Origin of the sequence: Pseudochrobactrum albidum, assembly GCF_051851455.1 — a bacterium.
Lineage (GTDB): Bacteria > Pseudomonadota > Alphaproteobacteria > Rhizobiales > Rhizobiaceae > Pseudochrobactrum.
Genome location: NZ_JBPVTR010000024.1, coordinates 565441 through 581677, shown reverse-complemented (window position 1 = coordinate 581677; position 16237 = coordinate 565441). Strand labels below are relative to the sequence as shown.

The 16237-nt window shown below is 51.1% G+C and carries 11 protein-coding genes; 7 read left to right on the top strand and 4 right to left on the bottom strand.

The window, feature by feature from the left end:
• Positions 1 to 347: 347 nt before the first annotated feature.
• Positions 348 to 1511, top strand: coding sequence for an efflux RND transporter periplasmic adaptor subunit (locus ACSTTO_RS13680; protein WP_439273793.1), 1164 nt, complete (start codon positions 348 to 350; stop codon positions 1509 to 1511).
• A 50-nt stretch (positions 1512 to 1561) separates the two neighbouring features.
• A complete protein-coding gene (locus ACSTTO_RS13675; RefSeq protein ID WP_439273839.1) occupies positions 1562 to 4744 on the top strand; it encodes an efflux RND transporter permease subunit in 3183 nt (1060 codons plus the stop codon).
• Positions 4745 to 4889: 145 nt separating this feature from the next.
• On the opposite strand, the gene ACSTTO_RS13670 is transcribed toward ACSTTO_RS13675, so the two are convergent.
• Positions 4890 to 6134, bottom strand: a complete 1245-nt coding sequence (locus tag ACSTTO_RS13670; RefSeq protein ID WP_439273838.1) for a Zn-dependent hydrolase — start codon at positions 6132 to 6134, stop codon at positions 4890 to 4892.
• 382 nt (positions 6135 to 6516) lie between these two features.
• Here ACSTTO_RS13670 and ACSTTO_RS13665 point away from each other — a divergent pair, with 382 nt between their 5' ends.
• Positions 6517 to 7251, top strand: a complete 735-nt coding sequence (locus tag ACSTTO_RS13665; protein WP_439273792.1) for a TetR family transcriptional regulator C-terminal domain-containing protein — start codon at positions 6517 to 6519, stop codon at positions 7249 to 7251.
• A 22-nt stretch (positions 7252 to 7273) separates the two neighbouring features.
• On the opposite strand, the gene ACSTTO_RS13660 is transcribed toward ACSTTO_RS13665, so the two are convergent.
• Positions 7274 to 7738 (bottom strand): SRPBCC family protein, encoded by a 465-nt coding sequence (locus ACSTTO_RS13660; RefSeq protein WP_439273837.1) that lies wholly within the window; start codon positions 7736 to 7738, stop codon positions 7274 to 7276.
• A gap of 233 nt (positions 7739 to 7971) precedes the next feature.
• Here ACSTTO_RS13660 and pgi point away from each other — a divergent pair, with 233 nt between their 5' ends.
• From pgi to ACSTTO_RS13645, 3 genes are all read left to right on the top strand, one after another.
• Positions 7972 to 9627 carry a glucose-6-phosphate isomerase gene (gene pgi, locus ACSTTO_RS13655; RefSeq protein WP_439273791.1) on the top strand — a complete coding sequence of 552 codons (1656 nt, stop codon included), beginning with the start codon at positions 7972 to 7974 and terminating at the stop codon, positions 9625 to 9627.
• Positions 9628 to 9823: 196 nt separating this feature from the next.
• Positions 9824 to 10885 (top strand): peptidase M14, encoded by a 1062-nt coding sequence (locus ACSTTO_RS13650; RefSeq protein ID WP_439273790.1) that lies wholly within the window; start codon positions 9824 to 9826, stop codon positions 10883 to 10885.
• The gene (locus ACSTTO_RS13645) at positions 10885 to 11625 is read left to right on the top strand and encodes an HAD family hydrolase (protein ID WP_439273789.1); all 741 of its coding nucleotides are present in this window, start codon (positions 10885 to 10887) and stop codon (positions 11623 to 11625) included. The genes ACSTTO_RS13650 and ACSTTO_RS13645 overlap by 1 nt, the downstream gene beginning before the upstream one ends.
• 171 nt (positions 11626 to 11796) lie before the next feature.
• On the opposite strand, the gene ACSTTO_RS13640 is transcribed toward ACSTTO_RS13645, so the two are convergent.
• Together ACSTTO_RS13640 and ACSTTO_RS13635 are read right to left on the bottom strand one after the other, a co-directional pair.
• The gene (locus tag ACSTTO_RS13640; protein WP_439273788.1) at positions 11797 to 13803 is read right to left on the bottom strand and encodes a long-chain-fatty-acid--CoA ligase; all 2007 of its coding nucleotides are present in this window, start codon (positions 13801 to 13803) and stop codon (positions 11797 to 11799) included.
• Between the two features lie 735 nt (positions 13804 to 14538).
• Complete coding sequence (locus ACSTTO_RS13635; protein ID WP_439273787.1) at positions 14539 to 14706, bottom strand: hypothetical protein; 168 nt, start codon at positions 14704 to 14706, stop codon at positions 14539 to 14541.
• A gap of 856 nt (positions 14707 to 15562) precedes the next feature.
• On the opposite strand from ACSTTO_RS13635, the gene ACSTTO_RS13630 reads away from it, so the two are divergent.
• Positions 15563 to 16234, top strand: coding sequence for an HAD-IA family hydrolase (locus tag ACSTTO_RS13630; RefSeq protein WP_439273786.1), 672 nt, complete (start codon positions 15563 to 15565; stop codon positions 16232 to 16234).
• Positions 16235 to 16237: the final 3 nt, after the last annotated feature.

The window sequence follows — 16237 nt, the reverse complement described above, 5'->3', positions numbered from 1 at the left end:
CCATAATTGTAAAACCGTGACATGATGCGGTCATTTTAAGTCTTTATTAGCCATCTTGCCGGAAATTATTGCAGGTTGTGCCGGTATTATACTGCTCTTGCATCACAACGCAGCATTACAGAAATTTAATTAGACCTGTAGGGGCAGATTACGCATTTTAAGCAGATCACTTCATAAGTGCGGGCTTATTCTTGTTTCAAAGATTTTGTTTTTTTGTTTGGAAGTAAAAATATGTAGCGCGAAATGAAATGCGTTGATGCGCATGGCGCAGGAATTCTGTGCCTGCAATGGTTTGCAATTTAAACTGCAAACAGGCTGGTGTCCCGTTATTGCAAGATCGGAATATAATGAAAAACTGGAAACAGATTGCAGTATGCATGGTTCTGGCAGCTGCTGCATATGGTGGCTGGAGCTGGTATCAAGGCAACCACGCAACAACAGAGGCGCAGGACAAGGCCGCCGGCACAAAACCGGCGCAACAAGCCGGCAGACGTGGCGCGGGCAATGCGCTGGTGGTGGTAAAACCGGCAGGCAATGCGGTTCTCAACGATAAATTGAGTGCCATCGGCACAGGCATTGCGCTCAATACTGTAACGGTTTCACCTTATTCCGGCGGCACGATCCGCAAATTTCTGGTCAGTGCCGGCTCTGTGGTTACCAAGGATCAGGCTATTGCCGAGCTTGATGCGGAAACAGAGCAGATAGCAGTGGAAAAAGCGGAAATTGCCCTGCAGGATGCCCAGAATACGCAAAAACGCATGGTTACCTTGCGCGCCTCCAATGCGGCAACACAGGTGCAGGTTGTGGCCGCTGATCTGGCGCTTGCCAATGCGCAATTGGCGCTGAAAGATGCGCAGCTTGCCTTAAGCCGCCGTTCAGTCAAGGCGCCGATTGCCGGTATTGTTGGTATTCTTCCGGTCGATGCCGGCAATTATGTAACCTCCGGTACCGCCATTGCGACAATTGATGACCGTTCCAGATTGCTGGTTGATATCTGGGTTCCCGAGCGTTTTTCACCGCAATTGCATATCGGGCAGGCGGTTACAGCGCAGCCAACCGCCCTGCCGGGCAGGCATTTTACAGGGCGGATCAGTGCTGTCGATAATATGATTGATGCTGCCAGCCGTACCTTGCGCGTGCGGGCAGAGATTACCAATCCAAGCGATGTTTTACGGGCAGGTATGTCGTTTACAATAACAATCCTGTTCCCGGGCGATCATTATCCATCGGTTGACCCGCTGGCAATCCAATGGGATGGCAAGGGTTCTTATATATGGCGCATCGGCAAGGATAATAAGGCAGAGCGGGTTGCCGCAGAAATTGTGCAGCGCAATGTCGATGCTGTTCTTGTAAATGGCGATATCCATGAGGGAGATATGATTGTTACGGAGGGCGTGCTCAATGTGCGTGAGGGGGCTGCAGTAACAATCAAGGGGCATAATACCGGTATTGATACCGGCGCAAAGATAGAACCGGCAACTGCACAGGCCGATAATAAACAGGCAGGATGATGATGGGTTCAAAGCATCCGCAAAACGGTGATGCACAGCATTCTGCGGCTATGAAAGCAGATGTTCCGGAAAATGAAGTGCGGGATGGTGCAAAAACAGGGCAGCAACAGCCGCAGCAAAATGGCGGGCTGACGGCCTTGTTTATCCGCCGGCCGGTTTTTGCCTTTGTGCTCAATGTGCTGATTGTGGTGGCAGGGCTTGCCGCGCTTACCGGTGTTGATGTTCGTGAATTGCCGGATGTTGACCGGCCGGTGATTTCTGTCAGCACCACATTTTCAGGCGCTTCGGCTGAAACCATTGACCGTGAGGTAACACAGGTTCTGGAAAATGAGGTTGCGCGTGTTTCCGGCGTCAAGAATATTTCGTCAACCTCATCTTTCGGCCGCAGCCGCGTAACGGTTGAGTTTAATGATGGCGCGGATATCAATGTTGCTGCGGCTGATATGCGTGATGCAATCTCCCGCGTGGCCAATCAGCTGCCGGAAGAGGCGGATGCATCGCGCATTATCAAGGCAGATTCCAATGCTGATGCGGTCATGCGGCTGGCGATTACCTCCGATACGGTCAGCCTTGATGATATGACTGTGATTGTTGAAGATCAGATTGTCGATGTGCTGTCTGCGGTGCCGGGTGTGGCAAATGTCGATGTCTATGGTGATCGTGATAAGATCTTCCGCATTGATATTGATTATAAAAGGCTGGCCAGCTATGGCCTGACCTTTGCAGATGTGAGCGCGGCTCTGGCCTCTATGGCGCTTGATCATCCGGCCGGCTCGCTGCGCAGTGCCGATCAGTCGCTGGTGGTGCGTGCAACAGCATCGGTTTCCTCACCGCAGGATTTTGAAAATATCATTATCAAGGGGCAAACCCGCATCCGGGATGTGGCTAATGTGACTTTGGGGGCGGATATTGAAAAATCTGCCGTACTCAATAATGGCCGCAACAGTATCGGTCTTGGTATTATCCGGCAGGCACAATCCAACACGCTGGATATTTCTGATGGTGTGCGCGCAGAAGTGGCAAAACTTAATCAGACCCTGCCGCAGGGAATGTCGATCAGGGTGACCAGCGATGATGCCAATTTTATCCGTGGTGCCATGCATGAGGTGGAGATTGCGCTGACCGCAGCTATATTGATTGTGATTGCGGTGATTTATATGTTCCTGCGCGATATACGTGCAACGCTGATCCCCACGGTTTCCATTCCGGTGGCGCTGATTGGCACAGTTGCTGCAATTTATCTGGCAGGCTTTTCCATCAATATTCTTACATTGCTGGCATTGGTGCTGGCAACCGGGCTGGTGGTGGATGATGCTATTGTGGTGCTGGAAAATATTGTGCGCCGTCGTGCGCAGGGGCTGGGGGCGCGCGCAGCCGCAGTGCTGGGCACAAGGGAGGTGTTTTTTGCCGTTATTGCCACAACACTGACATTGGTTGCCGTCTTTGTGCCGATTTCCTTTCTGCCGGGGCAGGCGGGCGGCCTGTTTCGCGAGTTTGGCTTTGTGCTGGCCATTGCGGTTTTATTATCTTCTGTTGTGGCACTGACACTGTGTCCAATGCTTGCATCCCGCTTTCTTAAGGCAGCGGCAGCAACGCATGAAACTGTGCAAAATAACCGCCGCGGCCTGATTTATCGCATGAGTTCGGCGCTGGCGCTGTTTTATCGCCGCAGCCTGCACCGGTGCCTCAATGCGCCGTGGATTGTGGTGGCAGCGGCGCTGGTTTTCGCTTTTTTCTCCTTAAGCGCCTATACCACCCTGCGGCAGGAACTGACCCCGAGCGAAGACCGCTCTGCAGTTATGCTGCGTATTTCCGGTCCGCAGGGCATCAGTATCAGTTTTTTACGTTCTCAGCTTGAAAAGATTGATGCGGCGTTGCAGCCGTTGCGGGATCAGGGCGAGATTATCAGTTCTTTTGCCATTGCAGGCACAGGCGGCTCTTCCAATAGCGGTTTTATGGTGCTGACGCTTGCTCCGTGGAATGAGCGGGCGCGCCGGCAGCAGGAAATTGTTGCCGATATTAACAAGCGCCTGCGCCCGATCACCGGAGTGCGCGCCTTCACATTGCAGCCAAACAGCCTTGGCATTCGCGGCGCTGGCAATGGCTTGCAATTTACACTGGTTGGCAATGATTATGCGGTGATCCGGCCGGTCAGTGATGCGCTTCTTGCTGAAATGGAAAAAGATCCGCGCTTTGTGCAGCCGCGTCTGTCGGTTGATGCCACGCAGCCGCAATTGTCAATACAGATCAACCGCGAACGCGCATCCGATCTTGGTATTGATATTACCGGCCTTGCCAATGCGGTGCAGGCAGTGCTGGATGGCCGCAAGATCGGCGCCGTTTATATTGGCGACCGTTCTTATGATGTGAAAATGATGGCCACCTCCAATCCGGTCAATGATCCGACGGATCTGGAAAATATTTTCATGCGCACTGGCGATGGCCGCTATGTTTCCATGGCAACCATTGCCTCCGTACGGGAAATTGCTGTGCCGCCGCAATTAGCGCGTGAGCAGCGGCAACGTTCTGTTGCAATCACCTCCGGCCTTGGCAGTGATTTTGCGCTGGGTGATGCCTATAAAACCGTACAGGCAATGGCAGATCCGCTCTTGCCGCCCGGTGTGCATTTGGTGCCGCTAGCAGAAGCGGCAACCCTTGGCGAGACCTCAACAGGCCTGTTCATGGTGTTTGGCTTTGCAGTGGTAATCATTCTTCTGGTGCTTGCTGCCCAGTTTGAAAGTTTTGTCAGTGCGTTTATTGTTATGGCTACAGTGCCATTGGGGCTTGGCTGTGCCATAGTGGCGCTGATCCTCACGGGAACCAGCCTTAATGTTTATAGCCAGATCGGGCTGGTGCTTCTGGTGGGGATTATGGCAAAAAACGGTATTCTTATCGTGGAATTTGCCGATCAGCTGCGCGATCGCGGCCTGTCTTTGCGCAAAGCAGTGGAAGAGGCGGCTAATATTCGCTTGCGTCCGGTTTGCATGACCATGATTTGTGCTGTTCTGGGTGGTGTGCCGCTGGTTCTGGCATCGGGTGCCGGTGCGGAAGCCCGTGTGGCACTGGGGTGGATTATTGTGGGCGGGCTGGGGCTGGCAACCATTGCCACGCTCTATGTGACACCGGTGGCCTATCTGCTGCTCGGGCGTTTTATCAATCCCAAAAGCCATGAGGAGCAGCGCCTTGACCGGGAGTTGGCACATGCCGGCGCATTGGAGATAAAACCGGAATAAACGAAAGATATGGCGGTTTGCTGCTGCTGTTGCTTATGTCTTGATCAAGGCATTGTTACATGTATATATGTTATACTTGTGCGGACAGAGATTGATCGGGCAGGTAAAATGCTCCGGCATAAGCGGATTATGCCGGAGCATTATTTTATACAATTTCAGCCGTCTCCAAAGCCGCATGCAGCAACACATCCGCGCCGTTGCCAGCCCATTCCCTGGTGATATCTTCAGCCTCATTATGGCTCAGGCCATCAACACACGGGCACATAATCATCGCTGAAGGGGCAATCTGATTAATCCAGCAGGCATCATGGCCGGCTCCTGAAATAATATTGCGCTGTGACAGGCCAAGGCGACCGGCTGCCTGACGAATATTGGCAAGGCAGGTCTCGTCAAAAGAAACCGGATCAAAAGCGCCGGCTTCTTCAATCTGATAGGTCAGCCCCGTTTTTTCACAGATTTCAGCCACGGATTTTTCCAGCTTTGCAACCATTGCGGCAAGTTCAGTTTTATCCGGATGGCGGAAATCAGCAACAAACACCGCTTTCCCGGGGATGATATTGCGCGAGTTCGGGCTGATATGGGCATAACCCACCGCGCCTACGCCATTTGGTGCATGTTCAAGAGCAATTTCATTGACGCGCTCGGTAATGCGCGCCATGCCAAGCCCCGCATTCACACGTTTGCGCATGGGGGTGGAACCGGTATGAGCCTCTTTGCCGGTAAGGGTGATTTGCAGCCATTTCAGACCCTGCACATGGGTAACAACGCCAATATCCACCCCTTCATCTTCCAGGATCGGCCCTTGTTCAATATGCAGCTCATAATAGGCTTTAATCGGGCGGCGGGTTGTTGGAATATTGCCCTCAAAAGCGATGCGTTTGAGCTCTTCTCCCACGGTTTTGCCGTCAGTATCGGTGCGGGATTTTGCCCATGTCTCATCGAACAGGCCGGCAAAAACACCGGAGCCCAGCATGGCCGGGGCAAAACGCGCGCCTTCCTCATTGGTCCAGTTTACCACTTCAAGCGGATGGCGGGTTTTAATGCCCAGATCATTGAGGGTGCGCACAACCTCCAATCCGCCAAGCACGCCCAGAACGCCGTCAAATTTGCCACCTGTGGGTTGTGTATCAAGATGGCTGCCAAGCATGACCGGCGGCAGGGAAGGGTCGCTGCCCTCACGGCGGGCAAACATATTGCCCATCGTGTCAATATTTACGGTCATACCGGCTTCTTCACACCATTTTTTAAAAAGCAGTCTGCCTTCGCGGTCTTCATCGGTAAGGGTTTGGCGGTTATTGCCTGTTGAAAGGCCGGGGCCGGTTTTGGCCATATCCATCAGGCTGTTCCAAAGGCGGTCAACATTGGTTCTAAGATTGCTGTTGAGGTGCATGGTCATTACATATTTCCGTATGTGGTCTGATCATCGGAAGGGGCGGTACCGGCAGAAAAAACCACCGGCCGGAATTCAGGGATACACACAGGGATTGCCTCCTATTTATGAATTTTATCAGCGCATAACCGGAAGTTGCGCCTGTTTTGGCTGAAGATATGCTGTGCTTTGCAGGAACAGGATAAAAAGAGCCTTGATTGTTTCCCCGAAAAAACGTTGATTACAGCCCCGTTCTGACGCGGAGTTTTTTATGTTGCCTGTTTTCTGTTATGGTTCAGGCATTTGTATCATTCACTAATTTTAGCGCATAACAAGATATTTTTTCGGTATAATGCGCCTGCGGCATGTTTTATCTGCCGTGGGCCTCAATGGAGAGAACAGCATGGGACGGAAACCAAAACTGGCCGGAGAAATGTCTGCTCTGTTGGAAGAAAGCCATATTTTAAATAACAGTATTTCTCATGAAACCTCTGGCAAGAAAAAAACAGAAATAGAGAATGCGCCGGAGAATTTATCGCGAATACAGGAAGCAAACCGCAAACTCATACTTGATGCGGCGCTGGATGTATTTTCGACCTATGGTTTTCGCGGCTCTACAATTGACCAGATTGCACAAAAAGCCGGCATGTCGAAGCCCAATCTCCTCTATTATTTTCGCCGTAAGGAGGAGATTTATGTGACGGTTCTGCAGCAAACACTGGATCTGTGGTTCTCAACGCTTAAGGCTGTCGACCCTCAGGGCGAACCGTTGGAGGAATTGAAAAAATACATTCGCGTCAAGCTGGAAATGGCTTTCAAAAATCCTGCCGCCTCGCGCCTTTTTGCCAATGAGATCATGCATGGCGCACCGGCTATCGGCGCATTGTTGCAGGGGGAGGTGCGCAGGCTGGTGGATGAAAAAGCAGCCATGATAAGGCAATGGATGGAGGAGGGAAAACTGGCCAGAAGCGACCCCTATCATCTGCTGTTCTGTATCTGGGCTGCGACTCAGCATTATTCTGATTTTGAAACTCAGTTGCGTGTGTTTTTGGGTAAGGATTTTGATGCGCCGGATCGCGTTGAGAAAACGGTGCAGGCTGTCAGTTCTGTTTTGCTTGATGGTATCCGCCCGCGTTGAAATGACCGGTAAAGCAAGCCGTTCAGGCGCTGTCCTGCGGCATATTCTGTGCTGCAGCTTTACCGATATCAGCAAAAAAACGGTCGGCAATTTTGCGGGCTGCATTGCCGAGCAACCGGGTGCCAAGCTGGGCGATTTTTCCGCCTGCATCACCATTAATCCTGTAACGCAGAATCGTGATATCCGCACTTTCCTCTTCCAGCACCACATCGGCACTGCCTGTGGCAAAGCCGGCAATGGAACCCTGCCCCTCACCGCTGATCGTATAAGAACAAGGGGGATTGAGATTAGAGAGAATCAGCAACCCGTGAAAGCGGATTTTCATAATGCCGAGATTAACCCGGATTGCCGCCTGAATATCTGTATCGGAAAGGCGCTCCAGCGTTTCACAGCCCGGAATGCAGGGTCTTAGTATATCCACATTATTCATGGCATCCCAGACGGCCTGTCTTGGCGCGAGAATGCGTTCTTCACCGGTGAGATCCATATTGAGCCTTTTTCTTTCTTGCGGTTTGCTGAAATTTGGGGGCAGAGTGAGATCCGGCATCTGCGGCATAACGGGACAATGCGCGGTGATGATAACAGTTTCAGTCACAGGAAAAAAACCGTTGAAGTTTGTTTTTATTTATCATGCCCTTAAAATACTTCAATCGGTTCATATCTGACGTCATAATATGTTGAATATTGAGAGGCAATATTCCTGATTTGGGAGTGGTTCGCATGGCAGGAAATCAAGCGGCAATTATGGCAAATGTTGCGGCGCTGAAAGAGCATTGGCTTAACACGGCTGCACGGCAGAATATGCGGGCGGCTTTTGCGGCTGATCCCGGGCGGTTTGAGCGCTATTGTCTGCGGCTGGATGATTTGCTGCTGGATTGGTCAAAATGCCGTATTAATGATGAGACAATGGCATTGCTGAAAAATCTGGTGCAGGCCTGTGATGTAGAAGGGCGGCGCAATGCCATGTTTGCCGGTGAGCCGGTCAATATAACGGAAAACCGCGCGGTTTTGCATGTGGCATTGCGGGCAAGGCCTGATGATGTCTTTATCACCGATGGTGAAAATGTGGTTCCGCATGTGCAGGATGTGCTGCATCGTATGAGCCTTTTCAGCGAGGCAATCCGCAGTGGCGAACTGGCGGGCGCTACAGGGCGCACCATCACTGATGTGGTCAATATTGGCATTGGCGGCTCTGATCTGGGGCCGGTCATGGCAACACTGGCGCTGACCCCTTATCATGACGGGCCGCGGACGCATTTTGTCTCTAATATTGATCCTTCGCATATTGCCGGCACATTGCGTGATCTTGATCCGGAAACCACGCTGATCATCATTGCTTCCAAAACCTTTACCACGATTGAAACCATGACCAATGCCAAAACCGCCCGTCAATGGGTGGCCGGCGCTTTGGGGGAAGAGGCGGTGGGGGCGCATTTTGTGGCGGTTTCTACCGCTCTGGATAAGGTTGCCGCCTTTGGTATCCGGCCGGAACGGATATTCGGTTTCTGGGATTGGGTCGGCGGTCGCTATTCGGTCTGGTCATCTATCGGTCTGCCGGTCATGCTGGCTGTCGGATCTGAGCGGTTTAAGGAATTTCTCGCCGGCGCCCGTGTGATGGATGAGCATTTCCGCACCGCGCCATTTGAGCAGAACCTGCCGATGATATTGGGCGCAATCGGCTATTGGCACCGTGAAATCTGCGGCTTTGGCAGCCGTGCGGTCATTCCTTATGATCAGTATCTGGCGCGGTTGCCGGCTTATCTTCAGCAGCTGGACATGGAATCCAACGGCAAAAGCGTCAAGCTGGACGGCACGCCGGTTACAGGCGCCACAGGGCCGGTTGTCTGGGGTGAACCCGGCACAAACGGCCAGCATGCTTTTTTTCAGCTGCTGCATCAGGGAACAGATACTATTCCGCTGGAATTTATGATTGCCGCCAACAGCCATGAAGCGGAGCTGCCGGAGCAGCATCAGATGTTATTGGCCAATTGCCTGGCGCAAAGTGAAGCTTTGATGAAAGGCCGCACCCTGGAGGAGGCGCAGGCGCAATTGCGGGCGCGTCAATTACCAGAGGCGGAAGTGGCGCGCATTGCACCGCATCGTGTGTTTGCCGGTAACAGGCCCTCAGTCACGATTATTTATGACAAGCTCACACCTTTTGCTCTTGGCCGCCTGATTGCGCTTTATGAGCATCGTGTTTTTGTGGAGGCGCAATTATTCGGTATTAATGCCTTTGACCAATGGGGAGTGGAGCTTGGCAAGGAGCTGGCCACAGAATTGCTGGATGTGGTGCGCGGAGAACAAACTGCCGCCAACCGCGATGCCTCCACACAGGGGCTGATTGCGCATTTGCAGCGCAGCATACAGAAAATGTGAACAAAGCTGCAAAGGCGGCCGCTGAACAGGGAAATGCGTGACAATTCATAGCGTTTGGTGTTTGCTGCCTTTCTATGCAGGAATCGGAAGCGTTGTGAGGAGCAATGCGGATTCTGCCGGATAAATTGCAAGATATATGCCGCCGTTTCAGCGCGGTAAAACCGGCTCAAAGCCGGAATTCTCAGGTGGGACAAAGATGAAGACTGATCGGATAGAATTTGCCGCAGATGTGCCGGGCATTCAGGTGGAATTGCGCGTTTTGCGCTTTGAGGGCACAGATCAAACGGCGCCGTCAGCCTATATGCAATCATCGCTTCATGGCGCTGAATTGCCGGGGCAGGCCGCTTTGCATTCTCTCATTCCGATGCTGCAAAAGGCTGAGGCGGAAGGCCGAATTCGCGGTAATCTCACCATTGTGCCGCAGGCCAATCCCGTGGCTTCCAATCAATGGCTCAGCCACCAGCATCATGGCCGGTTTGATTTTTTCTCCGGGATTAATTTTAACCGCAATTTCCCGCTTCTGGAAGATTTTGACACATCTTCCTTGCCGGAGGCCGATGCGCCGGTATCGCTTGACAAGCGCATCAAGGCAATGTTGGTGCGCCTCGCCTTAAAACATGAAATCGTGCTGGATCTGCATTGTGACGATGAGAGTGAAAACTATCTCTATGTACATGAAAATTTTGCAGAAGATCTGCGTGATCTGGCAACCGCGTTGCGCTCTGCCGCTATTCTTGCCGGAGATTCTACCGTGAGTGCGGCTTTTGAAGAGGCCTGTGTTAACCCGCTCTTGCATATGAAGCCGGAGGAGCGTGATATGCGCCGGCGTGCGGTAACAACGGTTGAGTTTCGCGGCCTTAATGATGTTGATCCTGAAACCGGCAAGGCTGATGCAGAGGGGCTTTATCGCTTTCTTGTCGCCCGTGGTGTGGTGGAAGATGCGGCAAGTGAGCTGGGTGAGCCGTTTAACGGCCCGATCGCGCCTTTTTCACGTGTGGAGATGATCCGCGCGCCGCAGGGCGGCATGGTGCTTTATCATGTGGCGCTTGGCGATATCGTGAAAAAGGGTGATCTTCTCGCCACAATCGTAACGGTGCCGGGCGAGCCGGAACATGATATCAAATTATGCGCGCCGCAGGCCGGCCGTGTGCTCACCCATCGCAGTCTGCGTTATTTGCGCCGTGGTGATGATGTGATGAAACTGATAGGGGATGAACCCTCAGCACAGGTAAAACCTGCCGGTTCACTGGAGGCCTGATGTCTGCGGTTGTTACAACACCTTGCGGCTCTGTAAAAAAAATCCGCGCTATACTTTTTGACAAGGATGGCACGCTGGTTGATTTCAACCGGACATGGTTTGCCATTTCCTGTGAGCTGGCAAGGCGTTCTGCTGCCGGTGATGATACCTTGGCTCGCAGCCTGCTGGAGGCCGGAGGCTATGATTGGGAAAGTGAGCGATTTCGTGCCAATTCTGCAATTGCCGCAGGAACGATAGAAGATATTGTGGCGCTCTGGCACCCGCACGACAGTGCGGAGCAGCGCCGCGAGCGCGTGGCGGAATATGATATTTACGGGGTTGAGGAGGGTGCAAAACAGGCTGTTGCAGTGGAGGCGCTGACACAAACCCTGCAGGCGCTGAGAAAAGCCGGCTTTGTGCTTGGTATTGCCACCAATGATTCCGAGGCCGGTGCGCGGGCAACGGCGGCCGCGCTCGGCATCAGCGATTTATTTTCCGGTTTTGTGGGTTATGACACCGCAGCACGTGCCAAACCGCATGCTGATCCGCTATTGCATTTTGCAGCAGAAATTGGCGTGACACCGGCGGAAGTGGCAATGGTTGGCGATAATCCGCATGATCTGGAATGCGCCAGAGCTGCCAAAGCCGGCTTGGCTGTTGGTGTTCTGACCGGTAACAGCCCGCGTGAAGTGCTGGAGCCGCTGGCAGATATTGTTTTGGATTCCATTGCCGATCTGCCGGATTATCTTGCCGGGCAATAATATCTGTTTGCAAGTTCCAAGTGCTGTTGCACGCCGCGGGTGAGCGGCTTTGCGCATCCTGTCTGTTTAAAACGCAATAAGACATCGGTCCTTCGGGCTGATGTCTTATGGATATGTTTTTAAAAGCGGTTCCGGTTCAAACAAAACCTGCGGAACCGCTCTTACCCGGTTTTAACGCAGTTCGCGCCGCAGAATTTTACCGACATTGGTTTTCGGCAGGCTTTCACGGAATTCAATTATACGCGGGCGTTTGTAATTGGTCAGTCGTTCTGCGCAGAAGGCTTTCAGCTCGTCTTCTGTCAGTTCCGGATTGCGGCGCACCACAAATAATTTGACAACCTCGCCGGAATGTTCATTGGCAACGCCAATAGCCGCTGCCTCCATGACGCCCGGATGTTCGGCTGCAACCTCTTCAATTTCATTGGGATAAACATTGAAGCCCGAGACCAGGATCATATCCTTTTTGCGGTCGACAATCTTGGTGAAGCCTTTTTCATTCATAAAGCCCATATCGCCGGTGCGGAAAAATCCGTCCGGTAAAATGGCTTTTGCGGTTTCTTCCGGCCGGTTCCAATAGCCTTTCATAACCTGTGGCCCGCGAACGCAGATTTCTCCCACTTCACCAAGCGGCACATTATTGCCGTCATCATCGCGGATTGCCACATCTGATCCGGGTACCGGCAAGCCGATGGTGCCGGAAAATTCTGTGGCATTAAGCACATTGGCTGTAGCAACAGGAGAGGTTTCTGAAAGACCATAACCTTCGGTGATCAGGCAGCCGGTCAGTTTTTCCCAGCGTTCTGCCACCGGCCGTTGCACGGCCATGCCGCCGCCAAGGGTGAGAACCAGCGGTTTGAAATCAAGCTGGCGGAATTCCGCATTATCCATCAGTGCATTGAACAGGGTGTTCAGGCCGGGGAAAATGTGAAAAGGCGCTTTTTTAAGTTCTTTAACAAAAGCCGGAATATCACGCGGATTAGGAATAAGCACATTGCGTGTGCCTTGCTGAATGCCCATCATCGCATTCACTGTCAGTGCAAAAATATGATAAAGCGGCAGGGCGCAGATATAATTGATATTTTCCGGTCTTCCCTTGCGCTGGAATGCCACATCAAGCCAGAGGCGCAATTGCTCCACATTGGCAATAATATTGCTTTGCAACAGCATAGCGCCTTTGGAAACGCCGGTTGTGCCGCCGGTATATTGCAAAAATGCCAGATCATCCGGTGTAATATCAACCGGCTTGAAGGTGAGTTTCTCCCCGGCGGATAAGGCAGATTTAAAACGTGTATGTGCCGGAATATTCCACTGTGGAACCATTTTCTTGACACGGCGCACCACAAAATTAATCAGGGCGCCTTTCAGCCCGTGCAGGTCGCCCATAGAGGCGACAATGACATGTTTGACCTGCGTGGAAGGCAGAGCTTTTTCGAGCGTGTGGGCAAAATTTTCAAGAACAAAGATAGCCTTGGCACCGGAATCATTAAGCTGGTGTTCCAGCTCGCGCGGGGTATAGAGCGGATTAACATTGACCACCACCAGGCCGGCACGCAAAATTGCGGTAATGGCCAGCGGATATTGCAATATATTGGGCATCATCACGGCGACACGATCGCCTTTTTCCAGCCCGCGTGATTGCAGCCATGCGGCCATTGCGGCAGATTTTTCATCCAGCTCCCTGTAAGAAAGTGATTTATCCATACAGGTAAAGGCCGGACGCTCGGCATAGGTTTTGCAGGCGGTGAGAATAAGATCGGCAATAGATTGATAAGGGGAGGGGGAGAGCGTGTGTGCCACACCTTCCGGATAGCTTTGCAGCCAGGGCCTTGTGGCATAGGGGCTGGCGGTATCTGTCTTGTTCTGTACGGGGGCTGGTGCCTTTTCAGGCGTGGCGGTTTTTGGCTTGCTTGCAGGTTCTGCACTTACTGGTTTTGCGCCGGCAGCTTTGGCTGCACGTGTTGCCTTGGTGGCTGAAGCCGGTTGACTGGTCTTTTTTGCGGTTGTGCCGGCCTTGGCAGCAGATTTGGTTGCTGTGACAGGTTTTGCGGCGGTTTTGCGCGCTGTTGCCTTTCCTTGGGTTTTGGTGGTTGTTGCAGCCTTTTCCACTGTTTTAGTGGTGTTTTTTGCTATATCTTTTGCTGTGCCGGTTGTGGCATTCTTACCGCTCGAACGTGTCATTCTGCCTCCCAGAATTCCTGCTGTGCTGACATATGCCCGCCGGATTGCTCCGGTTTCCGGTTCCTCCTCTTTTAAAAACCGGTCTGTCAGCAGCTTAAACGAGATTGTGCCGAGATCAATATCCGGCAATAATATTCCATTGACGTAAACGTAAATTGCTTGTCAGGCAATATGTCAAATCACAATGCATTTAAAATAAATTATGCGCTATAAATTTTCATACGCAAAATGCACATAAGTGAAGGTAAAATATAATTCTGCAATAAGGGGCATATATAAAAAATAATATGCCTTATGCTTTACAGCTATCTGTCATATTGAAAATAAATTAATATATTCTTTTCAATATGTTATGTCTTTAAAAAAATATAAGCCCCCTCTGTTCGGATGAAAGATTTTGCGATTTGTGCGGCTTATTTTTTGCGTTGAAGATTTTGCTCTTTATGTGTCATTTTGCGCTGGTTTCGCACAGGCTTTAAGCGTTTATTTTTTGGCCATGCAGGCATGAAATCTTCATATTGCCGGCAAGCTGAATGTTGTTTCAGCGAGATAATAATTGTGCAGAGCCGAAAAATTAGCATCAATATCGCCGATTCTCATATTTCAGCCGCATTGATCGGCGTGCTCCTGTTGCCTAAAAAATAAAAAGCCGCACGGATTTATCCTGTGATGATCTTCGCCATCTTATTTAAAAGAATATCCGTGCGGCTCCCCTCTGATTATTGGCTTATTCCTTTAGCTCAAAATGGCGACAAGGCCGGTGGTAATTGCCCAAAGAATAAAAGCAGCCGGCACAGCCAGTGCGGCTAAAAATATTCCGAGAAACACATAGGCTGCATTATCACTGTGTGTTTGCAGGTCATCATTCGGTTTTTGCCAGAGAGCGGGTATGCCGTCATACATAATCTGTCTCCTCCGCAATCATTTTTGCAATTATCGATTATGATATGAATGTAAAAATCTTCAAGGGTGAATATAAAATTGATTTTAAATGCATAAATGAGATGGTATTAAGCTATTTATCGATAATTATTTTATAAATTTAAAATGATTTGCTTTGATCATTAAATGAAATAGTTCAATAAAATTATTGATATAAATATATTTTACTTTTTTACTGTAAATATCGTATGATTTGTAAATTCAATAAAAACTGAAATTTCTGGTGTGAGTGCTTTTGTTAAGCGATGCCGCGCTGGGCACTGCCCTTTTGTGTTTGTGTCAGGTTCTTAGAATATTTACTGTGTGAGTCGGGTGGCATATCATTTATCCGCATATCAGCAGATGTGCGCAAATCCTGTTTGATGTGCTGTTGCCCCTGCCTTACGATACTGCCGCCCTTGCCTTGCAATGCTGCATGTCTGTTATGCAATATTGTTTATTGTCGGTCTTTCAGGGTTCCATTATATAACGGGCTGTCGGGTTCGTTCTCCTCCTCCCAATTAGACCCGACAACGGAATACGGTACTCCTCCTCCCAGCCGTATCCATGATCAGGCCGCGCATTCTCCTCCCCCGCGCGGCCTTTTTCTTTTCTCCCTCACAGCATTATGTCTTGCAGAGTTTGCAGCGCATTCTATTTTGCCGGTAAATCATTATGTTCATTTTGTTATTATTGTAACATTTGTATGTTTGTATGATAACAATTGGCGTAACATAAATTGTTGCAGTAATTTTTAACTTAAATATTGCTGTCAAATAACCGGATTATAGCCGGATTCCAGATTGCCGGCGGCGAGCGGCTCAAAAAGGACCTGAAAGTGAAAACGTGCGATAATTCTGTATTTCTTCATTCCTATGCCGGATTCTTGTTTGATATGGATGGCACTTTGGTAAATTCCATTCCTGTTGTGGAGCGTATCTGGCTGGAATGGGCGGCAGAACACGGGCTTGACGGGCAGGAACTGCTGAAAAAGGTGCATGGCATCCGCGTTGTTGATATGATCAGGGCGCTTGATATGCCGCATCTTGATCCGCAGGCTGTGGCTGATGCTTTTCTGGCAGAAGAAATGCGGGATTTTGCCGGTATCCGGGCGATTGCCGGTGCAAGGGATTTTATTGCTTCACTGCCGGAAGATCGCTGGACAATTGTCACATCCGCCCCGCGTGAGCTGGCACAGGCGCGCCTGAGCGCAGCCGGTTTGCCAATACCGCAAACCATTGTGGTGGCAGAGGATGTTGTCAAAGGCAAGCCTGATCCCAGTGGCTATCATCTGGGGGCGCAGCGCCTTGGTTTTGATGCAGCCGATTGCCTGATATTTGAGGACGCGCCGGCCGGAATTGCGGCAGGGCAGGCGGCGGGAGGCAAGGTTGTGGTGATCAGCGAAACCCACAGCCACAGGGTGAGCGGCGGTAATGGGGAGTTTCGGGATTATACCGCTTTGGGCATGATGCAGGATGATAATGGCCGCCTGCGCCTCAGTGTTAGCTGAAAA